A 24,059-nucleotide genomic window follows, 5' to 3' on the forward strand; every position below is an offset into this window, starting at 1 on the left:
AAAAATTACGTGCAATAGTTTTTGTTAGCCCCATCCGTGCATACTTTCAGGATATTTTACAATACTAAGCTTTCCGTAACTTATCTAATTTGCTGGAAGGGAAGAGATATAAATGGCTAAAAATTCAGATACAAGTTGGAAAAAAGATAACCAAAACACTTTTTTAAGCAACTCTGTTCAAAAGGCGGATCGTGCGGTGAAGCAAGCGATGTCACATCCAGAAGAGATAGCAGTTGAGCATGCTTTCAATTCGATATCACGCGCAGAAAAGGCATTCTCAAATGCAGAACAAAATATTGAGCAAGCGGATTCAGTCCAGCAAAACAAAGAACAGTTGGACTTGATGAAGCAGCAGTTGAACGATGTCCATAGGATTGTGGAAGAGCAGTAAAATGTGACGGTAACCCCCGGAGGCTTCGTAAAGCTTATGGGGGTTGTTTTATTTCTGTATAGGCCGAATTAAAGATTTCACACTACACGCTCCGGCGCTTTATAGAAATAAACTAGTAAATACTAGAGTAGAATCCCAAAGTGGGTTGGTAAGGGTATCTTTCAAGTCAGCTTCGGCGACCACATGAAAGACGCCTTCGTTGTTTTCCCCTGGGTATATTGATGGCATCTAATTCGTAGATACAGAGTTTAGGGGAGCTGTAACAAAGTGTGATAACTATATTTTTCGTCAAGCTCAAATGATTTGGGACTCTTCTAAAAGGAATCAGAGAAAAATAATAAACAAAAAAGGCGTCATTTCGTTCAGAATCAAACGAAATGTCGCCTATTAAGATTCGGATTTACTTAGCGGAGTTTAAAACTTAAGTTTTTCAGTAACTTCGATTGTGACATATAAATATAGCGCAGGCGCCTCAGCTAGATCCGCTTCTTTTCTTTCACCGACATTATCTCAGCGTCGGCTCCGTATTCTCCCCTGATTACTTTCCTTGCACCGATGGGGGTTCTCGCGGTGACTTGTTTGATTTGCTTTGTTCCGTTTAGTTTCATTTCCACAAGGAAGCATTTTGATCCGCACATCATATGAATCCCTCATTTCTAACGTTTTTCGGTTCATTTCCTTCATTGTAGGATAACTCCGCTCTAATGGGAAATCTATCTTCATATCGCCGTGGGAGAAGCCGCATACCATTCGAAATTGGTTGGGGTCCTACCATCATCAAAAACATTGCTATAATAAGGGAGTGTCAGATGCTGAACCAAAGCTTTGACGCTCCTTTTACATTTATTACGTGTGTTTAAGATTCAAACCAACAGATTTAACTAGTCGGGGAGTTGAAATAGAGATGAACAAGAAAGACATTGCAGAAATTCGCAAGCAATTTAAATTGGATACGGATTTACTGAAAATCACTGACATTTACAAAGTGTATATTAAGCAGGAAAGCAGTGAATTCTATCATGAGGAAGGCCAGCCATTTTCCTTACTGGACAGGGAGCAGCAGGAGTTGTTTCTGACCAACTTTAAAAAAGTGTTAGGTGGAAAATTGGGTTTAAAATTATTTGAAGTGAAGTTTCAACATCAAGCTGAGGAGCAAACGGACCATACACAAGAGCTTTTATATAAAGGTCTCCATACGAATGAGGTAGCTGATTGGAAAGCGAATATGCAAAGCATCGCCCGAAAGATGGTGAAAGACGTTCAATATGAAAAGGACATCGTTGTGACTTTTATTCGCGGTAATTATTTTAGACCGACGAAAAGACATCATGATGAAGCAGAAGTCGCCGATCGGGATGAAGTGTACAAGAACCCGTTCATTCTCTGTAGCATGAATCAGACGGAACTGCCAAAACGATCACTTGTATTTGATTTCAATGAGAAGGAATTTAAATCGCGCGATATGCTCGATCCCATCATCAATTTAACTTCTCCAATTGGTGGATTTTTGTTCCCTTGCTTCACGGACAACGCGGCAGATGTCAATCACATCTTGTATGCTGCCGGCAAAGCGAATAAGCCGGATTACCACTTCATCGAGAATGTGCTGGACGGCGAAGAGATTATGACTGCCGCGGATGATAAAGCCGTCTTTGAAGAAATCGTGAAAGAAATGGTTGGTAATGAGGTGAATACCAAAACACTTGCCAGTGTATATGATGAAATCAACAGTATGTTGGTTGTAGAAGAAGAGGAAGAAGGAGAAAGCCTTCCTATTTTGGATACTAAAGAAGTGGAGCGTGTGCTTAAGGCAAGTGGGGTGAAAGATGTGAGCGCGGAAAAAGTGGAAATGGCATTTCAGAAAGTAATCGATGACAAAACATATGAGATGAAGGCAAGTCATATCGTTCCAAGTTACACAACCAAGTCCATAAAGATTGAAACGAAAGTGGCAAATATTGCTATCAGCCCGCAAGACTTAAGGTATGTGAGGCAGGTCACTGTCAATGGAAAACGTTGCATATTGATTGAGGTGGAAGAAGATACGATGATTGAAGGGTTTACGCTACTTCCAGAAGAACTGTTGGAGTAGTTGTAACTATTGTAGGTGGACAATTTTGTATAATATAAAAAACGCAATGCGCTAATGGAATAACTTCCTTCCGAATCTATTCCATTAAAAAAACAACATGCAGAGGAAATCCTTTGCATGTTGTTTTTATTATCAATGCTTTACTTTTTAAGAGAATGCATCTTTCCTTTTTGATCCATGACTTCGATATGGGTTGCAGTGACGTGCATATCTTTGGCAAGGATATTCGAAAGTTTGCTAGTTTTCTGATCCAGCAGACTATATTTGAACAAACCTTTTTTATTAAAGTAGTACATCGTGGAGTGATCGAATGCTACGGATTTATTGTTTTGGTTGACTTTAATATGCTTCGGTGTGAACGCAACATCATCGAAAATGACCCGAGCTTCGAATCCGAATTCTACTTTCTTATCACTGCCATCCATAGCTGTGGAAATTAACACTAGCGGGTCATCTAACGGTATGTTTTCATCAAAAGTGTAATCGAAATAACGCACTTTGTTCTTTTCATTTGTGTAAAAGATTCGATCGTTCCAAATGTACATGTTTCGGAACGAAGAACCTGAAGGGTGGTTCATGAATTCAAAGTTTTGGCCATCTGTGTTTACTTTCATCAATCCATACGATGCTGGGAGTTCGCTCATTTCTCCGACAGAATGCCAGTAAGGGATATAAATATCTTCGTTATACACAATAAGCGGGAACCCGGTCAACATCAGGGTTTGAAAGTAATCTTCTTTCTTTATGTCTAAATTATTCAACAACTTATCTTTTTTACCCATTTTCAGATTTTCTTTAGTTAAATAATATCTAAAAAAATCTTTGTCACCAATCGTGTAAATAAAACCATTCTGTTCGACAGTTTTTCCTTTGTTGCTGACATATGAATGATATTTGCTTAATTTCATATTGTCATCCAATGCTCGAACAAGAAATGCCGAGAAGTGGGCACGGCTGACAGAATCTGACGGCATGTACTTTCCATTAGATCCGCCTGCAATCCGTTGCTTTGCAATGCCGTTAATGTCTTGATAAGCCCAATGAGCAGGCGAGACGTCAACAAAAGTAGCTTGCGTGTCCAATGGTAATTCAAATGAGCGGCGAAGAATCGCTGCCATTTGAGCGCGAGTTGTTGTTTCTCCTGGGCGCATAAAACCGTTGTCGCCGCGAAGAATTCCTTTTTCATGTACGGTTGCTAAAACTGCATAATAAGGTGATGTTTTGGCAACATCCTTAAATTGAACGGTCGTATTTACCGTCAAAGGGATATCCAATGCTTTGATGAGCATTTTAGCCGCTTGTGCTCTTGTGATGGGTTCATTTGGTTTGAATGTTCCGTCGGGATAGCCGCCGATGATGTGGTGGTTATACAAATAGTTAATTTCTTCATGTGCCCAGTGGTTTTTCACGTCGGGAAATTGGTTAACGGTAGCTTTTGCTTGAAAAGGCAGAGCTACAAATAGCAGGATTGCCATGGACAAAAATACTAGTTTGTTTTTCAAAATGTAAACCTCCTATGATCTTTCTTTATTCAAGTATACTATAAAGAGTTATTATTGGTATAATTCAGTGTGTGGAAAAGATCGTGATTTTTTGGCGCGCGGTCACCGATTCATCCTAGATAGCCTTGTAAGCCAAGAGTCCCGAAATGCAGTTATCTAAATTTACAAATAATTGTAATACACTAGGAGATTGTTATAATTAAGACAGAAAAGGTATGTAACTAGTCATTCTTTGGCTTGTTGTGACGCCTAAGTAGGAGCGCCTACATCCTTTCTGCAAATCTTAGAGAATAAGGATGATAAAAATGAGCAACAGAGAAAAGAAAACAGATGTTATCTTAATTGGTGCTGGAATAATGAGTGCGACTTTGGGAACGATGCTGAAAGAATTAGTGCCTGAATGGGACATAAAAGTGTTTGATAAGCTCGAAAATGCAGGGGAAGAAAGCTCTAACGAATGGAATAATGCAGGAACGGGGCATGCAGCACTGTGTGAGCTCAACTATACCAATGAAAAACAGGACGGATCCATAGATATTAGCAAAGCGATAAGTATTAATGAGCAGTTTCAGGTGTCCATGCAGTTTTGGTCGTATCTGGTAAATAGAAATCTGATACGTAATCCACAGGACTTTATCATGCAATTGCCCCATATGAGTATGGTACAAGGGGAACAAAATGTAACGTTTTTAAAGAAACGTTTTGAAGCGATGTCAAACAATCCTTTGTTCAAAGGGATGGAATTTTCCGATGACCCCGAAAAACTGTTGGAATGGATTCCGCTAATTATGCAGGGGCGTCCATCCGATGAAGCAATAGCGGCAACGAAAATCGACTCTGGTACAGATGTTAACTTTGGTGCGTTAACACGCATGTTATTTGATCATTTAAAAACTAAGAATGTCGAAATCAACTACAAACATAGCGTTGATAATATTACACGTGCGAACGATGGCTCATGGGAATTGAAAGTGAAGAATATCGATAGCGGTAATGTCGAACACCATACTGCAAAATTCGTCTTTATCGGAGGCGGTGGGGGAAGTCTGCATTTACTGCAAAAATCAGGTATTCCTGAAGGAAAACATATTGGAGGATTCCCGGTAAGCGGAATATTCATGGTGTGCAAAAATCCGGCCGTTGTTGCGCAGCATCATGCAAAAGTATACGGCAAAGCTAAGGTCGGAGCTCCTCCAATGTCTGTTCCGCATCTGGACACACGATTTATCGACGAAAAAAAATCATTATTATTTGGACCGTTTGCCGGCTTTTCACCAAAGTTCTTGAAAACAGGTTCAATGTTGGATTTAGTAACTTCCGTAAAACCGGATAATGTCCTAACTATGTTGGCGGCAGGCGCAAAAGAGATGTCATTGACAAAATACTTGATCCAACAAGTGATGTTATCGAAAGAACAGCGCATGGAAGAGTTACGGGAGTTCATCCCGAATGCTAAGAGCGAGGATTGGGATTTCGTAGTAGCTGGTCAACGTGTACAAGTTATCAAAGATACTGCTGAAGGCGGTAAAGGAACGCTTCAATTTGGTACCGAAGTCATTACTGCAGCTGATGGCTCGATTGCAGCGTTACTAGGCGCTTCTCCAGGCGCATCTACTGCCGTTCACGTTATGCTAGAAATACTTAATAAGTGCTTCCCGCAACATGCAAACGAATGGGAACAAAAAATCAAAGAAATGATTCCTTCTTATGGCGTGTCACTAATGGAAAATCCAGAGCTTCTGGACGAAATTCATACATCAACAGCAGAGACGCTTGGTCTAAGCGAAAGAGAGCTAGTCCATAATTAAGACCACACCATTACTTTAACGTTAAAAACATTATGAAAAAATAAAAAACACAGAAAATCCATTGACGGATTTTCTGTGTTTTTTGTCGTTCAAATAATTATCTTTAAGATCTTAAAGAAAAATAATAGTCGGAAACAGGTTCACGACGAAACATTCATGATTACTCAACCAATCACGTAGTTCGAAACTCATTGGTAATTTCAAGTAATAGTAATATATTATTTTATTATCATCCGTTTTTCTATTATAATATTCATAGGCATAACGTATGCTTAAGGACAGAAAAATAAAGGAGAATGAGTGAAATTCGAATCAATTGGAAGAAGCTACTTTTTCTTTTTGCTACTGTCTTCTTGGTGATTCAAATCATTGGCAGCTTCTTTTTCTATGAGTTGGCAGTCAAGCGGGGACCGAAGGAATACTTGCAGAATAATGCTGACTTGACAGTGTCGGACCAGGCAATGGACCTTTTTGTGAAGGGAGATTGGATTGACTGGGTGGCTACTCAAAAATTTGAACGCCTTACGTTAACATCGCGCGACGGACTGAAACTGTCCGGCTACTATTTGCCGGCATCCAAGCCGACAGAAAAATTGGTCATTTTAACACATGGCTATTTAGGCAATGCAAAGCAAATGGGGCTATTTGGACAGTATTATCATAATGATTTGGGTTACAACCTTTTCATGCCTGATGCACGAGGGCATGGAAAGAGCGGGGGTAATTATTACGGATTCGGCTGGCCAGATCGGCTCGATCTAATCGATTGGACAGAAGTTATGTTGAAGAAGCTTGGAACTGACACTGAAGTGGCCTACCATGGTCTATCGATGGGCGCAGCGACCGTCTTGATGGCTAGTGGTGAAGAAGGGCTTCCCCGTCAGGTCAAGGCCATTATAGCGGACAGCCCGTATGCGTCTGTCTATCAATTATTTGCGTATCAAATGAATCGGATGTTTCACCTGCCAGCACTTCCGTTGTTAGACAGTACTAGCGTGTTAACGAAAATCAGAGCCGGCTATTCATTCAAGGAAGCAAGTGCGTTGAAGGAAGTGGAGATGACGAATGTCCCAATTCTGTATATCCACGGGAAAGGCGATACGTTCGTTCCTACGGAAATGACCGAGGATTTGTATCGACATACATCTAGTGATGCAGAACTCTTTCTTGTCCCGAAGGCGAACCACGGTGAATCCTTTGCACTTGCCCAAGACAACTACAAAGAGAAAGTAGATTATTTTCTTGATCGTTATATAAAATAAAAAGGTACCCGGTTCTAAAACGATTTTGAATTGTTTTGGAGCAGGGTACCTTTTTTCGTTCTACTAGTTAACCGAAAACTTCCCATCCACCTCAACAGTTTCATAAATATTAATAAACGCGTCTTCATCATGCTTTCGGACAATGTTCTTAACATGAAGCGTTTCGTAACGTGTGACCACCATCATTAAAATGTCTTTCTTCTCTTGCGTATATCCACCGTACCCCTCTGTAATCGTAATGCCGCGATAGATGGATTCCAATAACTCATTGCGTATTAAATCGCCTTTTGTCGTGACAATCTGCATCGTCAATTTAACGTGATCCGTGAAGATTGTGTCGATCATTTTTCCTGTGATATAAATAGATAACAGGGTGTATAACGCGATTTCCCAGTCGAAGACAAACCCTGAAAGTAGCACAATTGCGCCATTCATCCCCGTGAGAAGAAGGCCGATACTAAATGAACTCGTACGCGAAACGATAATCGCAATAATATCCAAGCCGCCTGAAGTTCCTGAGTGTTTTAGGATAAGACCAACCCCTATACCACCAATCCCCCCGCCAAAAACCGTTGACAACAGGATATTATCTGTGACGGCAGCGACTGGTATCACGTATAAGAATGCCGAGAGTGACACGACGCAAACCATTGTGTTGATAGTGATCGTTTTTCCGAGTTTGTAGTAGCCTAGAATAATTAAAGGCAAGTTTAGGACTAGATTTAATAGACCGGTGTTAAATGGGGTGATTAACCCGAGTAAGATTGCGATGCCGCTAATTCCACTACTTAAAATTCCGAAAGGTACGAGAAAGCAGTTAAAAGCAAATGCAATAATGAGCGAACCTACAACGACAACTAAGTTTTTCATAAATAGTAATCTCCTTCCAGTGGTGGTGAATAAAAAAACTCGTCCCTAACAAAGGGACGAGTTTTTGCTCGCGATTCCACCCATATTCCGCAAGTTTCTAATTAAGAAACAAACGGCTCTCAGTCAACGTTTTACCATACGTTCTCCATGTAACGGTGGAAAACCGTCAAAGCCTACTAATTTTCAGCTTTGCATCTCGGAGATGATTTTCGGATAAGGGCTGTTCGTCGACTTTCACCAAGCGTCAACTCTCTAGAGAACAGGGTTCTTTACGTACTTTTTCTCGTTATTGACTTTAATTGTTAGATGTTAATTTAGCAGAGATAAATAGACGTGTCAATACGTGTTTACCTACCTTGCTATGAATTAATTACCTTTTTAAATAAAATCCTGCTTAAAAAGGTAGAAAGTATATGTTTTTTTGATCTTGAACAGTGTCTAGACTTCAGGCACCCGCACAATAAGTCGAATTTTGTTAATTAATCATACATACAACCCTGCTAGAAAAATTCCTAACGCCTCTTGATAGATTTCATCAAACTGGTCTAATGGAAGTGGATTTTTTCCTGAACCAAGTTCAACTGTGAATCCAGGTCTGCGCCATTCCTGAATAAACCAATCCTTATATCCAGCGTAGCTTTCAATTGTTTGAACAGGTTCGTATCCGCTGACCCTACTGAACTCGTTAACAAGAACTTCAGAGGCAGGGGGTTCAAGGTTCTCGTACCCCCAATAAATAACTTCTCCCTGTGTATGAAAAGCTAGTACTCTTGCAAAATCCCGTTTTCTTGTCAGGTCCGCAATCGCAATTGCTTCAGGTTCGGACAAAGGACTTTCACCTCCATAATCTCTGGGACCCGGATTCTTAGGATTACGGGCTCTTTCCAAATCCCAATTGGCAGGAAATTGATCATTCAGATCCACACCCCTTATATTGGCTTTCCACTCCGAGAAGTCCAAGCTACCATTATTCCATTCTACGACCTTGCTTCGCCATGGTTCTTTTGCAGGCGGACCATTTAACACCAAATTAACTCCGTCCGGGTTGACCATCGGAACAATGGATAATGTCGTTTGCTGGTAAAAAGGGAATGTGAAAAGACCGCGGATAGTATTTTGGTTCGTTACGGAAAGCAAATAATCATTTAAAAAGGTCAAAATGATAGGGGTAGTAATCCATTCATTCGCATGAAATGAACCATTATAGTGAACTCGTTTAGTTCCACTACCAACCACAATTTCTGGTATTTCTCGTCCTAAAACGGAATTTCCGATAGGAGGGGTTTGCAAAAATGGATAAACGGCTAGTAACCTTCTGATATCATTCATCATGATGTCGTAATCAAAATTTTGTTTCCCGTTTATAAGCCTCCAGGTAATCCTATGTGGAATTTTAATCATCTGTCCAACTTGCAAGCGGTTCGGTTCAAGATTAGGATTGACAAGAAGAAGTGTATACAAAGGAATATTTTGTCTTCGGGCAACCAACCATAAAGAATCTCCTGTTTGAATTTTATAATTGGAAGCAACAAATCCAGGAATTTGAATTTGCTGACCTACCGTAAGTATTTGCGGGTTGATGTTTCGATTGGAATCGATAATCAGTTGAAGAGGCATCTTGAATACCTGGCTGAAAAGCCAAAACGAATCTCCAGGTCTAACAAATACGTCCATGTCGTTCCTCCTATTAATTTAAAATACTCAGTAATTAGAGTATATGAAGTATTGAGGGGTTTATTAATGGACTCAAATGCAGTGCGAGGTACCTTTCCGTAACAAATGAAAATGGTGAAACAGGCATTGGGAGATGTTCCCTAATGCCTGTTTATGTGGATACGTATATTCTTTAAACCTTACTGATTTTCATAGGAAGTCATTTTATCCATATTACTCGCAATCAAAGCGATGATTGTGCTTGCCTCTTCTTTTGTGAAAATGAAGCTGCTTTCTTCTTTATGGAGCTCGTTGCCTTCTGACCGGAATCGCTTAACTCTTCGGAGAATGCCATCGCCAGTAGCACTGACTACGCCAAATTGGTGGGTTACTTCTATTTTGTCATCGATTTGGAAAGCGGTGATTTCGGGTGTTTCCCATTCGACCCTCATATCTTCAAACGAGTCCACATCTGCAATTTCACCCGTGTAAGGGTCTCTGTAATTGCCCGTTTCTAAAACGACCTCCTCGTCAAAGTCATCAGGATAATCATCGTTTATAAAATCATGGAAGATATCATGAACAGCGTCAATTACATCATCAGTGTCAGTAAGGATAATTCTTGTTGGTTGTTCGAATTCATAGTCAAAAGTTTCTACGTAAAACTCTATATTATGTGGATCGAAATGGAGCGTACAGAAGTAATCCCTTTCGTCGTCCTCCGTTTCGACAAAAAATTCGATACGTGGATGTTTGGCACTCTGGTCAATCGTCATATGACCAACTTGATCATATTGTTCGCAAATTGAATTCAGATGATCATGAAGCTCACTAGTTACTCTGTTAAACCATTCCATCGACATGCTGTAGCAGCCCCTTTAATTTTATTTCTCATTCAATCATATCTTTTCCTAATTCGTGTAATTTATTAATAAAAATTCAGGTTTCAGTACAGACCGCTAAAAAGTAGTGAAAACTGTAATTGCTTTTAACTGGTTAAATGACAATACCAACTGAGTGTTGTTTTATTTGCATAGACATCTTAGTATGACGAAAATGGCGGTTAACCATTGCGGCAAAGAGGCTCATCCGTACAATAGAGCATATAAAATAGGTGCCTGGTTCTAAAACAGTTTTGAATTGTTTTAGAACCTAGCACCTTATTTAATGTCCGTTTTATCAATCGCATTTCTTCATAATGAAACTCAGATGTCTTCCACTGTGTTTATCCTGCCGATAAGAGAAACCGTCCGGACTCATATATGTGCAGGTTTGATCAATCGTGATTTGCTCAGTCGGAATGCCTGCCAACTCACATTGCTTTTTCACAGTTTGCTGATTATCAATGTGATACTTACGGGTTTGATCATTGTAATACATAAAGTCATCCGCATAGCCAAGGTCTTTGAATTTTAAATAGACGTCTTCATCGACTTCAAACTTTTCTTGACTTAGCGCAGCACCAATTTGGACGTGGATATCACGCGGACTACAGTGTTCCACTTGTGTTAAATGCTTGAAAAGTTTCGATGTAATTTCTTTAACTGTGCCTTGCCATCCGGAATGGATTACGCCAATGAGGCCATTCACTTCATTGTAAAAAATCACAGGGACACAATCGGCAGTAAAGCTGCATAATAGCAGGTTCGGCTCATACGTATACAATGCGTCTGTATCGGCAATGGCGGTATCCATTCGTTCAGCGCCACGCCCTTTATCGTCAAGCGTTACCCTATGGAAATTGGCGCTATGTGTTTGATTGGAACAAACGAAGGTTTCAAGTCCGCAATGCAAGGAAGCAGCTAATTTCTTGCGATTCTCTACGACATTAGTAGGATTTTCACAGGCATGAATAGCCATGTTATTGCTTTCCGGTTCAGCTCCATCTTTCAAGGTCATTCCTGTTATGAATTTCTCATTGTTAACGTATATGTTTGTTTTCATTTCATCACCTTGTTTTACTATATCCTAGTGTATTACCGGTGTATAGGCGGGATAAGAGTGGTTTTTCCGGAGTGAGGCGGAGATATTTGAGGGATGAATACGGGAAGTGCCTGTCGCACATATGGTGGACAGGCACTGTTTTTAGCGCTTTCTTTTGTTTTTCTTACCATCCAAGTTTAGAAATTCACTTTCGCTGGCAAACTCAACATCGTTTTTCGGCTTTGTATCGTATTTAAGGGCATTCCGCTGTTTACCCTTATCTTTATTTCGATTTTTGTTTTCCTCTGACATACTATTCACCCTCCTTTTATAGAATGATTTCATCTTTTTTATTATGTCCAAGGATGGGAATATTATGTCGAATGAATTAGATTCCAAAATAGGCACACGCTTCATTGGCACACAATAAGGGAGAAAAAGGGGTTGTGACTGGAGCAAACATCAATAGAGTATACAGTTTTACTAGAACTTTAAAACTCGACAATGTTGCAGTTGTCCTTTTTCAAATTGGTTATGCCTCTCTAAGTTTTTGTACATTGCCAGACTGAATAACGGCACGTGGACGAACAGATTTATACCAGTGCCTGAATAGGATAAAAATTAGTAGCAGATCGATCGCATCACCGCCGTAATACATTAGCAGGGCACCCATTCTTGCCTGGTCTTCTGTAACGCCTTCCGGTGGGTATGCGTAGATGAATTTTGACAGGATTCCATGTCCTGCAAGGGCTAAGATGAAGACGACAGTTCTGTATGAAAAGCTTAAACGGTGGGAGACGGGGTCTATGTACAGTAAAGAAATCGTGAACAAATAGCCGGCTATGAAAACGTGGATGTGCACGACGACGTGGAGCAAAAGGTTTGCGTGCATAGCTGTATACAAAGCGGTTGTATAAAGGAGCCATAACCCACCAATGTTCAAGATTGAGGCAATGATAGGGTGAGTGAAGAAGCGAATCGGACGACTTTGTAACAGCCGGTTAAGCTTTCTTGCAGAGTGGACATTGAGTGTGCGGAACAGCAATGTCATGGGTGCAGCGAGTGCGACAAGAAGCGGAGCGAGCATGCCCAGAAGTAAGTGACCCACCATGTGTGTCGTGAAATCGGTATGAGATTGACGAGATAGTGGACCGACCACTGCGGCGGCTGCAAATAGCACACCTGTAACAAATGAAATTGTACGTATCCAAGGCCATTTACGAAGGCGCTTTTGCGGATTCGTTACTAAAACAGCTGCGATGTAAAATCCAATCGCTAGCAATGCCGGAATCCCAAAAAACAAATCGGTAAAGAGAAAGAAAGCATGATTGCCCGGTTCATGATGCATGGGAAAACACTCCTGTCCCATTACGGTGATCGCGTTTAGCTTGGATGATTAGGACAATGCCAACGATAATCATGATGGCTGCGGAAATATTCCATACAAGGTCATACGGTAAAATTGTTACATTGTATCGAATTTGGTGGATGCGCATGATCTTATGTTGGATTGTTCCGTCATAAAGTTGGAAAACCCCAGCACCAAGAAGTTTTCCTCCCCACCACATCTTATGCCACAGTGCATGACGCCGTCGGAGGTCGGCAACGAGGAATAGCCCACCGACGGTCGCAAACCAGCTAAATGCGTGAAATAGCCCATCAGAAACAAGACCGACCGCTACAGTCGATTTGTCGTAAAATTTATGCCAATGGAGCAGTTGGTGGAACAAGGTTTCGTCAAGAAAAGCAACAAATCCTAATCCGAACAGGATACCAGACCAAAGATTTCGGCGTGCAAACATTGCCCTATTCGTCAATTGCGCTTGCTTGTTCTGTATGGTATTCATATTCTTTACCTCCATCTGTACAAGTCAGTGTTTATCCAAGTATGGCCGCAAAGGGAGAATGGTAAACCGTAATGATAGTTGTTGGATGTCGGTTAGTAGATGAAGCAGGGAGATAAAGGGTAGGACGGTGTGTTGTAATCGACCATATATGCTTGCGCACCAATCAAAAAGCTTTGCTGACCGACCGTATATGTTGCGGCACCGATCAAAAAGCTTGGCTTACTAACCGTATATGTTGTCGAACTGACCATATAACCTGGATAGCCGCGGTAAGGGTTACATCTATCGTTGTAAAGTGTACTAGCTTTTTTATATAAACAGCAATCGCAGTAGTAATTAAATCTTTCATCTGAAAAAGCGTCCGCTAAAAAGGGACGCTTTATTTCTTCCCTCAAATAGCAGTCGAACTGATAGTTACATCGTTTAAATAGTACTAGTCATCATTAGAAGCCATTTGAAGCGTCGTACAGCGGATTTAGCTAAGTGTTATGGATTAATATTCCTTGGGGGGCGAAGGGCTATTAGAAGTGACGCTGTGAGGTCGGATTTCACGTATTAAGCTACAAGTACACATCTTTCTGGGGTGGGGACGTGTTGAATTTCTTCATCAGACATTCAACATGGAAGTTGTAATAGGTAAAAATATACTTTACTACACGGGGAACGATTACCGCTTCCGTCTGAAATAAGAAGAGGAAAGAGTGAAAAACACTTACCCTAAAACCTCCATTTTGAATGTATACATTATTAGTAACGTTGTGTACAAAAGTGTATACATTTGTACACAATAAAGTATACATGTTTACAAACTAGTACACATGCTTTACCTACAGTGGTATACGCTTATGTACACAAGTTTACAATCTAGTACACAATATTACAGTTGTGTGTTAAGTGCTTGATTAGGATTGACCTACCAACGAAATTCGGATAACATTTTAGTAGAAAGATATAGTATGGAAAGGATGATTCTTTTGACAGAAGCTCGCATTGCAGCAATTGACGTAGGAAACGATTCATTGAAAGCCATTTTTGGTAAGGTGGAAGCAGAACTTAATATACCAAACGTAATTGCACAAGATGTTGCAGATCGTCCGGTTATCGGTATTGAAGAATTAAATGAACAAAATCCTATGGATGGCATTCATATTCGTTTGCACTCCCCTACGTTAAAAGACAACAACGCTATTTATCGCGTTGGAAATCTTGCAACTAAAAGTGGTAGTTCGACTGAACTGGACCCGGGAAGCAACAAATCTGAAGAAGACCAAACCTTGGTGATGTTGTTCGCGGCATTAGCACTAGATGCAGCCCGTGATGAAAATAAGAGTAATTTTAAACGTAATAATAATGTAATCGAAGCTACGTATACACTAGGGACAGGACTTCCGCTAAGGGAAGTGAAAGAAGGGAAGGACGTTGGTTATCGTTCCCAATTGCTTGGCTCTGTTCACCAAGTGGAATTTTTAGTTACACCTAAATATCAAGGTATAAAAGTGAATATTAAATTTGATGAAGTGAAAATTTATCCGGAAGGCTTTGCTGCGTTTATCAATCTTGTGATGGATAATAACTTAAACATCATTAACAAGGAACTAATCGATAAACAAATCCTGATTCAAGATATCGGGGGATTATCTACGGATGTAGCGGTCATTAAAAACCGTAAAGTTGATGATGATAAAGCGCAAGGTTTCAATTTAGGCGTTTCAGAATCTCTGGATGCCATTCGGGAAGAGATTTATGCGAGACACGGTGTTGAGCTTGACAGCCGTTTGGATGTTGTGGAAATTATTACGAAGAAAAATGACCGTAATCACATCATGGTAAAAGGAAGCCGGACAAGCGTACATGACATTGTAGACCGGATTCTTCTGGATTTAGCGAAAAAACAATACCGTCATTTACGCAATATATGGCAAAGAAACTCTCAATCTGAGATTTGCTATTTCATCGGCGGAGGCTCTATTGTCCTTAAAGATTATCTTAAAGCCTTGAATAATAGCTTGGATGGTTACAACATCGATTTCTTTGAAGATGAAAAGGAAAGTGTATGGATGATGGCCAATGCATATTACAAATTAATTTCTGATTTTGCCAGAAAAAATCAAAAGGCGCAGCGAAAAGAAGATGAAAAGCTGGTTAAAACAAAATAGGGTGATATTTCATGAGTGAAACAGGATTGAAAAGGGGCCAGCCCATTACGTTTCGTCTTCCGTCTGATACATCTGATTACACATTAAGGCAGTTGCAGAAGTTGAAAGAAGTCGAAAAAAGAAACTTTTCCAGTAGAATTGCCGAATTCGTGATAGAAGGCGTCAATGATTCTCTATTGAAACATAGGGAAGCAATCACGGTTCCGCTGCCGAAAGGATTGACGAAAGCGCAACGTGATTGGTTGAAGCATGAACATTCCGAGGCATTATTGGGAAGTATCGTGTATCAGCTAATGGCTGATCCAATCCGAACAGCCTCGCTCTTTGCATCACTGAACAGCAATGCGATTAGTGTAGATGAAGCCTTATATCTGCAGGAAGAAACGGCTGCCACCGCAGAACCGGAAACAGAGAATCACTTGATAGACATCGATATGGATGATGGTTTGGATGACTTTGATTGGGAACAGATAAAAGAAACACAAAGCACTCCGGTCGAGGAAGAGGAAGAAGATCCGCTAGGTGACTTCCTTGCTCAAATGAATAAGTAGTAAACATTTTAGGCTATCTTTGCGGATAGCCTATTTTTAATGGATGAGATGAGTTATCTGAAAATACATGTTTTCTAAGTGAGATAGAAGGGAACGGACTTATAACCGAGATAACAGACTTGTAGTCAATATGAATGGAGGGCGGGTATGGAAAAAGTCATTTACATTGTTCGTCATTGCTCCGGAGAAGGACAGGCGCCGGATGCGGTATTGACTGCTGAAGGCATAGTGCAGGCGGGGCAACTTGCGGAGTTTTTTGATGGAATCGATGTCGATCGGATAATAACGAGCCCGTTTACACGTGCGCGTGAAACGGCCCGGCCAATAGCGAAAGTGAAGAATATTCATGTAGAGGTGGACAGCCGGCTCAAGGAGCGCGTGCTAAGTTCGAATGAATTCAAGGATTGGCTCATAAAGCTTGAGGACACTTTTTTTGATCTTCATCTGAAATACGAGGGTGGAGAGTCTTCACATGAGGCGATGTCACGGGTGTGTAATGTAATGGATGGATTGGGTGATGGTTCACGGACTGTGCTTGTGACGCACGGAAATTTAATGGCATTGTTGCTGAGGTGCTATGATGAACGGTTTGGATTTGATCAGTGGCAGTCACTGACGAATCCTGATGTCTATGTCATAAAGGTTATGGGTGAAAAATTGAATATGGAGCGGATATGGAATTCCGAAAAAACAAGCCATATGAATAAGAAGATAGTCTAGGGAATCGACCAACTTCTAGTTTTATGCAAACCTGACAACGAATTACGGGAAATAAACAACGCAACACATACGTCAAACAACACAACATTTTACATCAACTATGGTACACTGGCATCAAAGCTGAATATTTCAACAACCACTAGGGGAGCCTTTTTAAGGCTGAGACGTGCATGGATGCGCGGACCCTTGGAACCTGATCCGGATTATACCGGCGTAGGAAAGTGGGTGCGCCCTTTTATGATAATTCAAATGGCCAGCCGCTTTCTAACGTCACCGGGAAGCGGCTTTTTACTATCAAAAAGGGCGGGGAATAGAATGGTACACGTAGCGATGACGATTGCAGGATCAGATAGTGGCGGCGGGGCGGGAATTCAAGCGGACTTAAAGACATTCCAAGAACTTGGGGTGTTCGGAACTTCAGCATTGACGGCGGTGACGGCGCAAAATACGTTTGGGGTATCGGCGATACAGCCGATTGATGCAACTATTATTACAGCGCAAATACAGGCAGTTATGGATGACTTCGATGTCAAAGCGGTGAAGACAGGAATGTTGTTTTCAGCGGAGATTATCCAAGCGGTGGCGGATAAATTCCATTGGACCGAAATTCCGCTTATCATCGATCCGGTGATGATTGCGAAAGGAGGCGCTTCATTGCTGAAAGATGAAGCGGTTGAGGCGTTAAAGAACGTTCTCTTGCCTCTGGCGGCATTGGTGACCCCGAATATACCGGAGGCGGAAGTGCTTGCAGAAATGAAAATAAAAACCGATGCGGATATGGAAGAGGCGGCAAAACGTATGATAGCTTTGGGTGCCAAGGCTGTTCTTATTAAAGGGGGCCACCGTAAAGAAGCGCCCTATGCGCAAGATTTTTTCTTGGGAGCGGATGGGGAACGATTTTCGGTTCGTTCACCATGGATTGACACGAAAGATACACACGGAACGGGATGCACGTATTCTGCGGCGCTTACAGCGTTTTTGGCAAACGGGGAGACGGCAGCGAAGGCGGTTATTTCTGCAAAAGGTTTCATCCACGCGGCGATAGAAGATGGGCTTGAAATCGGCGGTGGGCACGGTCCTACGAATCACTGGGCATATGGGCGCCGTGCAAACAAAATGATGGAAGGGGTTGTTGTAAATGGATAAGCAGACAGTTAATCTATATTTCATTATGGGAACGAACACTACAGGAGGGAAGGATCCGCTTGCTGTACTTGAAAACGCGCTGAAAGGCGGTGTGACATGTTTCCAGTTACGTGAAAAAGGGCATGGTACTTTAACGGGTGATGACCTGAAAGCATTTGCGAATTCATGTAAGGAGTTGTGTGAACGATACAGTGTGCCGTTCATCGTCAATGATGATATTGACCTTGCGATTGAAATAGGTGCGGATGGTGTTCATATCGGGCAAGAAGATGGAAATATCTCAGAAGTGCGTGAAAAGGTCGGTCCAGACATGCTGATTGGTGTTTCGACTCATAATGTAACGGAAGCGATTGCGGCGGCTGATGCGGGAGCGGATTATATAGGTCTAGGTCCAGTTTACGAGACGCAGTCGAAAGATGATGCACAGCCCGTCATCGGTCTTGAAATGGTCAGTGAAGTCGCGGCATTGTTGCCGGGCTTACCAATTGTGGGCATCGGTGGTATTTCGGAACGTAAAGCGGGAGCGGTTATTAACGCAGGAGCTTCGGGGGTAGCGGTTATATCCGCGATTTCCGGCAATGAAAACTCCGAAGAGGCGGCAATCCGTATGAAAGGGGCAGTTCTTCTTTCGTTGACAGGTATAGAAATGTAATGTTTAGCTCCCTGCAAAATACACCACACTTCTGAGTAGGACGGAGGCGTGCGAATAATGAAGAAAAAGTTTGAAATACAAACCGTTTTGCATAAGCCGGATTTGATTTACTTCACATGGAATGATGTTGGAGGAACCTACAATGTTTATAAAGACGGAAATCATTTGTACGAAGGTACCGTTTCTGAATTCAGCGATGGTGATTTTAAGCGTGCGAAACTATATAATTATTCAATCGAGCGTGTTGAAAATGGAAGCGTTGTTGATGTGATTGCGCTGCAGACATCTGCATTCGCAGAAAAGAAAGATGTGGAAAGCCCACTACAGTCTTTGGTCACTACAACGATCGTTGCAAAAACACAGATTGCGTTATCTTGGGAAGAAATAAAAGACGTTGAAGAATATGATATCTATCGAAATGGAATATACATGAAGACAGTGAATGAGAACCGCTTCATTGATCGGGATTTTTCGTTAGATGAAATGAATGTATATACCATCGAATCCAAGCGTCCGCTTGTGAAATCGGAGGAGCGGTTTAATGTATTTCAGTCGGTTGTATCGAATGTTTTCGGATTGTTGAATCCGTCTTCTACAAAGGAAGAAGCAACGTACGAAAGATATTCGGTGACGAAAGTAATTGCCGGGGCAGTAAATCTGTTGATTCCCGTTCAAGAAAAAGACGGACTACCACATGTGGACAGATGGCAATTACGTTATATGACGTTTTTAAAGGATGATTGGATAAGGAATCCGAATCACTTGTCACGGAACCGCTTTTTCAAGGGGGACGACAGAGGGTTTGACCCGAATGGAGATAGCTATCGTACTCTTGTTGACATCGAACTTGCATATGATCTTGAACGCTCTCCTCTGACGTTTACAAAGGATGTAGGACCGTCACTTGCGTATAGCTCCTTGAAACGCTTCAGGGAGCAAGCAACGGCATCGCATGAAGGAATTACGCTGCAGCGAACAGATCATAAGGAAGGCGAATCAGGGTTTCATTTGACGCACTCAGTTGGTAATCCCCTCGCGGCGGCACCTAACATCGATTATGAAGTGCAGGCTGTCATGCGACGGGATGGTACGTTTGATATTTGCGGCTATCACGATCAAGCGCCTCATCATGAAATTTATCTGATGCGCGGGGCAGGGGACGATTGGAAACCTGTTCACTTGGCCGAGAATAAAGGACTCGCGTGGATGTCGGACGTAATTGCGTGGCAATATTGGCGAATCTCAAATCTAGAATAGTATATACGGACCCCCTTCTATTTTCGCGGAAGGGGGTCATTTTTTATATATAAATATGTATGACTTTCAAGTCTTTCAGAAACCGAAACTTGGACTAGCAATTGAAAAAAAGCTTAATATAGTGGGACTATTGTGATATGTTAGATAGTAGGTTTATCACAAAGGGGGAATTGGGATGAAGAAGTTTGGTATTATCACTTTGATGTTATCTATTATGCTTGTGATTGCAGCGTGCGGCACGGATAAAGGGGATGACACGAAGACTAGCTCAGGTTCAGATTCCGGGGACAGTGGAAAAGTGTATAAAGTAGGGATAGATACAACTTATCCGCCATTTGAATTTGAAGTGGATGGAAAATATACAGGAATCGATATTGATATTATAACGGCAATTGCGAAAAACCAAGGTTTTGAAATTGAGTTCGACGCGATGGACTTTGGTGGAATCATTCCAGCTATGCAAGCGGACCAGCTTGACATTGCAATTGCAGGAATGAGTATCACGGATGATCGAAAAAAAGTAGTAGATTTCTCGGATCCGTATTTTGACGCAGGACTTACATTGGTTGTCGCCACAAAAACAACTGATATTAAAGGTCTTGAGGACTTGAAAGGTAAAACAGTCGCTGTGAAAAATGGAACGACTGGAGCGCAATTTGCACTGGAACATGAAAGCGAATATGGTTTTGAACTAGTCCAGTTCGATGACAGTCCAGCGATGTTCCAAGAGGTTTCGAACGGTAATGCGGATGCATTGATTGAAGATTATCCTGTTATCGCCTATGCGATTTCCCAGAACAAACTTGACTTGCAACTAGTCGGGGAACGTCTGAATGGGGATCAGTACGGAATTGCAGTTCTTAAAGGAAAACAAGCTGATGTGCTGAAGCAGATTAACGACGGTCTGCAAGACCTTCGCGATAGCGGTGAATATGACAAGATTCTAGACAAATATCTTGCTGAATAAATAATTCTTACTATATATCTCGAAGTATTGAATACGGAGTATAAAATGAGCGCAGGCGGTAGGTATCCCTTAGCGCCGGAGCGGATTTGAAGGGTTTCTTTAATTCAATTTATATAATATAGCGTGTTCCTTGCGCTATATTTTTTTTATAAAGGAGATGTGTAAATGGAAACGATTATTGCTGTTTTACCGTATTTAATGCAAGGATTGAAAGTAACCTTATACATCTTTTTCTTTTCAATTATCTTTGGATTCTTGATTGGATTGGTAACGGCTCTAATGCGCTTGACGCATATTAAGCCTTTGAACTGGATTTCGAAGGCATTCGTCGATGTTATTCGAGGAACGCCATTCATTGTCCAGTTGTTCTTTATCTACTTTGGTTTGAACTCTCTAGAATTTATTTCGTTGGACAGGACGGTGGCAGGGATACTGACCGTGGCGGTAAATGCGGGTGCTTACTTCTCCGAAATTATCCGTGCGGGGATACAGTCAATCGATAAAGGACAGATGGAAGCAGCGCGGTCCCTCGGTCTTACGCAATCACAAACGATGCGCTCGATTGTTTTGCCACAGGCATTCAGAAGAATGTTGCCGACAATTACGAACCAGTCAATTATCAGTTTCAAAGATACCTCCCTCCTTTCCATTATAGGAATAGCAGATATCGTACAGAGAGGAAAGATTCAGGCAAGCGCTACTTTCATGCACTTTGAAATTTGGCTGACTGTTGGTATCATTTACTTTGTAATCATTTATCTACTATCGTTGCTTTCCAGCTTCATTGAAAGGAGGTTTGTCCTAAGATGACAATGATTCAGGTGAGGAATTTGAAGAAGTCATTCGGCGAACTTGAAGTGCTAAAAGATATCAATGTTGAAATTCAAGAGCGTGAAGTCGTTTGTGTCATCGGTCCCTCCGGTTCGGGGAAAAGTACGTTCCTGCGGTGTTTGAATCGCTTGGAAGATATTACAGATGGCCATGTTGTCATTAACGGCCAAGATATCACGGATTCGAAGCAGGATATCAATAAAATCAGGGAAAATGTCGGTATGGTGTTTCAACAATTCAATCTGTTTCCACATATGACTGTGTTGCAAAACGTCATGCTTGCGCCTATGAAGCTAGGTAAAGGTGATAAGAGTTCGATTGAAAAAAAAGCACTTGAACTTCTTGCAAAAGTAGGTTTGTCGGATAAAGCAAAAGTGTACCCAGGTGAACTTTCAGGTGGCCAGAAACAGCGAGTCGCAATTGCCAGGGCGTTGGCGATGGACCCGAAAATCATGCTGTTCGACGAACCGACGTCCGCGCTTGACCCGGAAGTGGTCGGTGACGTGCTAGCCGTTATGAAGCAGCTTGCACTGGAAGGGATGACGATGATTGTCGTGACGCATGAGATGGGGTTTGCGCGTGAAGTGGGCGACCGCGTTATCTTCATGGATGGCGGCTTTATCGTAGAAGAAAATGTCCCGGAAGAGTTGTTCGGAAACCCTAAAGAAGTGAGGACGCAAGCCTTTTTGAGTAAGGTGTTGTAAGTATGAAATGAATAGTGATTGGATGAACGGGGAAGCTTATTGTGCTTTCCTGTTTTTTTATTGTCCAAGCCGACTCGTTGACAATGAAAACTACACTTGTTATGATTATCTCGAATTCAAGATAAATAACGGTTGAACAATTTGGGAGGGAATGGATATGACGAAAAAGTCACTGGGCATTCATCATATAACTGCCATCGTCGGTCATCCACAGGAAAACGTTGACTTTTACGCGGGTGTTCTTGGCTTGCGTCTTGTGAAGAAGACCGTCAACTTCGATGATCCCGGGACATACCATCTTTACTTTGGGGATGGGAATGGTACACCGGGTACGATCATTACATTTTTCACCTGGGCAAATGCCCGTCAAGGGAAAATTGGCGATGGCCAAGTCTGTGTCACTTCTTATGTAGTGCCAACGGGTGCATTGGATTTCTGGGAAAAGCGTCTTGATAAATTCAAGATTGAGTATACGAAGACGAAACGTTTCGGTGAATTCAATTTATCCTTTGAGGATCCGCATGGCTTGAAAATCGAGATTGTCGAACGTGAAGATGGGGTACAGAATGAGTGGGTGGTTGGTGACGTGACAGCGGAAGTTGCCATTAAAGGGTTCGGCGGTGCAACATTGTTATCTGCCCAACCTGAAAAAACGGCTCATCTCCTTGAGCATGTCATGGGGCTTGAAAGGATCGGCGAAGAAGGCGGATATATCCGATTCCGCTCGACAGCTGATATCGGCAATATCGTCGACTTGAAAAAGACTACATCTGGCCGCGCACTGATGGGAGTCGGCACGGTCCACCATATCGCATGGCGTGCTGAAGATGATGCGGATCAGTTGGACTGGAAAGCGCATGTTGAAGCGAGCGGTTATGGCGTGACATCTGTGAAAGATAGAAACTATTTCAATGCAATCTATTTCCGGGAACATGGTGAGATTTTATTTGAAATTGCAACTGATCCTCCAGGTTTTGCGAATGATGAAACCGTTGAAACGATGGGTGAAAAACTTATGCTCCCAGCACAATATGAACAGCATCGTGAAAAGCTGGAAGCGACCTTGATACCTTTTGAAGTACGTGAAATTGATTAATAAAGGGGAGAGTGGCTATGAAACATATATATAAACCCGGAAAAGATGCATCGAAACCGGTGTTGCTCTTGCTTCACGGCACGGGAGGCACGGAACAGGATTTACTGGGGCTTGCCGATTTGATTGACCCTGATGCAGGAGTGTTAAGTGTTCGGGGGAATGTCCTTGAAAACGGCATGCCGCGTTTCTTCCGCAGATTGGCGGAAGGCGTGTTCGATGAGGAAGACTTGATTTTCCGAACGCAGGAATTGCACGCATTTCTTGATGATGCGGCAAAGGAAAATAATTTTGATAGGTTGAATGTCATTGCGATTGGCTATTCTAATGGGGCGAACATCGCAGCGAGCCTGCTGTTCCATTATGCCGATTCTTTGAAAGGCGCAATTCTTCATCACCCGATGGTTCCAAGGCGTGGAATCGATTTGCCTGACTTAACTGGGACTCAAGTGTTCATCACCGCAGGGGAAAATGATCCGATTTGTCCGGCGAAGGAATCGGAAGACTTGGATGAGCTGTTGTCGGGCGCAGGTGCAGTGACGGAAGTCCATTGGGAAATGAATGGCCATTCGCTGACCCGTACGGAAGTGGATGCAGCGGCAGAATGGTACAAAGCAACATTTGTGAGATGAAA

Annotated in this window: 23 protein-coding genes, 1 riboswitch and 1 other annotated feature; of the genes, 15 read left to right on the plus strand and 8 right to left on the minus strand. The window is 41.9% G+C overall.

The features are described 5' to 3' along the window. Positions 1–112: 112 nt before the first annotated feature. Both HDC33_RS12355 and HDC33_RS12360 read left to right on the plus strand, forming a co-directional pair. Complete coding sequence (locus tag HDC33_RS12355) at positions 113–391, plus strand: hypothetical protein (protein ID WP_179392888.1); 279 nt, start codon at positions 113–115, stop codon at positions 389–391. A 904-nt stretch (positions 392–1,295) separates the two neighbouring features. Continuing rightward, positions 1,296–2,483, plus strand: coding sequence for a DUF4317 domain-containing protein (locus tag HDC33_RS12360; RefSeq protein ID WP_179392889.1), 1,188 nt, complete (start codon positions 1,296–1,298; stop codon positions 2,481–2,483). A gap of 140 nt (positions 2,484–2,623) precedes the next feature. Here the strand turns inward: HDC33_RS12360 and HDC33_RS12365 are convergent, their stop codons facing one another. Beyond that, positions 2,624–3,985, minus strand: coding sequence for an S-layer homology domain-containing protein (locus tag HDC33_RS12365; RefSeq protein WP_179392890.1), 1,362 nt, complete (start codon positions 3,983–3,985; stop codon positions 2,624–2,626). A 305-nt stretch (positions 3,986–4,290) separates the two neighbouring features. Here HDC33_RS12365 and HDC33_RS12370 point away from each other — a divergent pair, with 305 nt between their 5' ends. Both HDC33_RS12370 and HDC33_RS12375 read left to right on the plus strand, forming a co-directional pair. Beyond that, entirely contained in the window at positions 4,291–5,793 is a 1,503-nt protein-coding gene (locus tag HDC33_RS12370; RefSeq protein ID WP_179392891.1) for a malate:quinone oxidoreductase, read from the plus strand. Between the two features lie 296 nt (positions 5,794–6,089). Further along, positions 6,090–7,055, plus strand: a complete 966-nt coding sequence (locus HDC33_RS12375) for an alpha/beta hydrolase (protein ID WP_179392892.1) — start codon at positions 6,090–6,092, stop codon at positions 7,053–7,055. 63 nt (positions 7,056–7,118) lie between these two features. Here HDC33_RS12375 and HDC33_RS12380 read toward each other — a convergent pair whose 3' ends face one another. The 7 genes from HDC33_RS12380 to HDC33_RS12410 all read right to left on the minus strand — a co-directional run bounded on the left by HDC33_RS12380 (position 7,119) and on the right by HDC33_RS12410 (position 13,348). Continuing rightward, entirely contained in the window at positions 7,119–7,925 is an 807-nt protein-coding gene (locus HDC33_RS12380) for a YitT family protein (RefSeq protein WP_179392893.1), read from the minus strand. A gap of 49 nt (positions 7,926–7,974) precedes the next feature. After that, positions 7,975–8,224, minus strand: a binding site (T-box leader). A gap of 184 nt (positions 8,225–8,408) precedes the next feature. Continuing rightward, positions 8,409–9,599, minus strand: a complete 1,191-nt coding sequence (locus HDC33_RS12385) for a M14 family metallopeptidase (RefSeq protein WP_179392894.1) — start codon at positions 9,597–9,599, stop codon at positions 8,409–8,411. Between the two features lie 179 nt (positions 9,600–9,778). After that, positions 9,779–10,441: a hypothetical protein gene (locus HDC33_RS12390; protein ID WP_179392895.1), complete on the minus strand. Its 663-nt coding sequence runs from the start codon at positions 10,439–10,441 to the stop codon at positions 9,779–9,781. Positions 10,442–10,757: 316 nt separating this feature from the next. Further along, the gene (gene pgeF / locus HDC33_RS12395) at positions 10,758–11,522 is read right to left on the minus strand and encodes a peptidoglycan editing factor PgeF (protein ID WP_179392896.1); all 765 of its coding nucleotides are present in this window, start codon (positions 11,520–11,522) and stop codon (positions 10,758–10,760) included. A 141-nt stretch (positions 11,523–11,663) separates the two neighbouring features. After that, entirely contained in the window at positions 11,664–11,813 is a 150-nt protein-coding gene (locus HDC33_RS12400; protein WP_179392897.1) for a hypothetical protein, read from the minus strand. 220 nt (positions 11,814–12,033) lie between these two features. After that, positions 12,034–12,849, minus strand: a complete 816-nt coding sequence (locus tag HDC33_RS12405) for a cytochrome c oxidase assembly protein (protein ID WP_179392898.1) — start codon at positions 12,847–12,849, stop codon at positions 12,034–12,036. Beyond that, a complete protein-coding gene (locus HDC33_RS12410) occupies positions 12,839–13,348 on the minus strand; it encodes a DUF2243 domain-containing protein (protein ID WP_255457407.1) in 510 nt (169 codons plus the stop codon). Before HDC33_RS12410 ends, HDC33_RS12405 begins: the two co-directional genes overlap by 11 nt. A gap of 974 nt (positions 13,349–14,322) precedes the next feature. Between HDC33_RS12410 and HDC33_RS12415 the strand changes: the two genes are divergently transcribed. From HDC33_RS12415 to HDC33_RS12465, 11 genes are all read left to right on the plus strand, one after another. Then, positions 14,323–15,504, plus strand: a complete 1,182-nt coding sequence (locus HDC33_RS12415; RefSeq protein ID WP_179393143.1) for a ParM/StbA family protein — start codon at positions 14,323–14,325, stop codon at positions 15,502–15,504. A gap of 11 nt (positions 15,505–15,515) precedes the next feature. Continuing rightward, positions 15,516–16,055 carry a hypothetical protein gene (locus HDC33_RS12420; protein WP_179392900.1) on the plus strand — a complete coding sequence of 180 codons (540 nt, stop codon included), beginning with the start codon at positions 15,516–15,518 and terminating at the stop codon, positions 16,053–16,055. A gap of 147 nt (positions 16,056–16,202) precedes the next feature. Continuing rightward, positions 16,203–16,775 carry a histidine phosphatase family protein gene (locus HDC33_RS12425; protein WP_179392901.1) on the plus strand — a complete coding sequence of 191 codons (573 nt, stop codon included), beginning with the start codon at positions 16,203–16,205 and terminating at the stop codon, positions 16,773–16,775. Positions 16,776–16,906: 131 nt separating this feature from the next. Next, a riboswitch (TPP riboswitch) is annotated at positions 16,907–17,012 on the plus strand. 78 nt (positions 17,013–17,090) lie between these two features. After that, on the plus strand, positions 17,091–17,921 hold the full coding sequence (gene thiD / locus HDC33_RS12430; RefSeq protein ID WP_179393144.1) for a bifunctional hydroxymethylpyrimidine kinase/phosphomethylpyrimidine kinase: 831 nt from the start codon (positions 17,091–17,093) through the stop codon (positions 17,919–17,921). Then, entirely contained in the window at positions 17,914–18,573 is a 660-nt protein-coding gene (thiE, locus tag HDC33_RS12435; RefSeq protein WP_179392902.1) for a thiamine phosphate synthase, read from the plus strand. The genes thiD and thiE overlap by 8 nt, the downstream gene beginning before the upstream one ends. A gap of 57 nt (positions 18,574–18,630) precedes the next feature. Continuing rightward, positions 18,631–19,830 carry a DUF3238 domain-containing protein gene (locus HDC33_RS12440; RefSeq protein ID WP_179392903.1) on the plus strand — a complete coding sequence of 400 codons (1,200 nt, stop codon included), beginning with the start codon at positions 18,631–18,633 and terminating at the stop codon, positions 19,828–19,830. 175 nt (positions 19,831–20,005) lie between these two features. Further along, positions 20,006–20,797, plus strand: coding sequence for a transporter substrate-binding domain-containing protein (locus tag HDC33_RS12445; protein ID WP_179392904.1), 792 nt, complete (start codon positions 20,006–20,008; stop codon positions 20,795–20,797). Positions 20,798–20,962: 165 nt separating this feature from the next. Further along, positions 20,963–21,607: an amino acid ABC transporter permease gene (locus HDC33_RS12450; RefSeq protein WP_179392905.1), complete on the plus strand. Its 645-nt coding sequence runs from the start codon at positions 20,963–20,965 to the stop codon at positions 21,605–21,607. After that, complete coding sequence (locus HDC33_RS12455) at positions 21,604–22,332, plus strand: amino acid ABC transporter ATP-binding protein (RefSeq protein WP_304625755.1); 729 nt, start codon at positions 21,604–21,606, stop codon at positions 22,330–22,332. The genes HDC33_RS12450 and HDC33_RS12455 overlap by 4 nt, the downstream gene beginning before the upstream one ends. 157 nt (positions 22,333–22,489) lie before the next feature. Beyond that, positions 22,490–23,428: a ring-cleaving dioxygenase gene (locus HDC33_RS12460; protein ID WP_179392906.1), complete on the plus strand. Its 939-nt coding sequence runs from the start codon at positions 22,490–22,492 to the stop codon at positions 23,426–23,428. Positions 23,429–23,445: 17 nt separating this feature from the next. Then, positions 23,446–24,057, plus strand: a complete 612-nt coding sequence (locus HDC33_RS12465) for an alpha/beta hydrolase (protein WP_179392907.1) — start codon at positions 23,446–23,448, stop codon at positions 24,055–24,057. The last annotated feature ends 2 nt before the right edge of the window (positions 24,058–24,059 follow it).

The organism is Sporosarcina sp. JAI121, from assembly GCF_013408665.1.
GTDB lineage: Bacteria > Bacillota > Bacilli > Bacillales_A > Planococcaceae > Sporosarcina.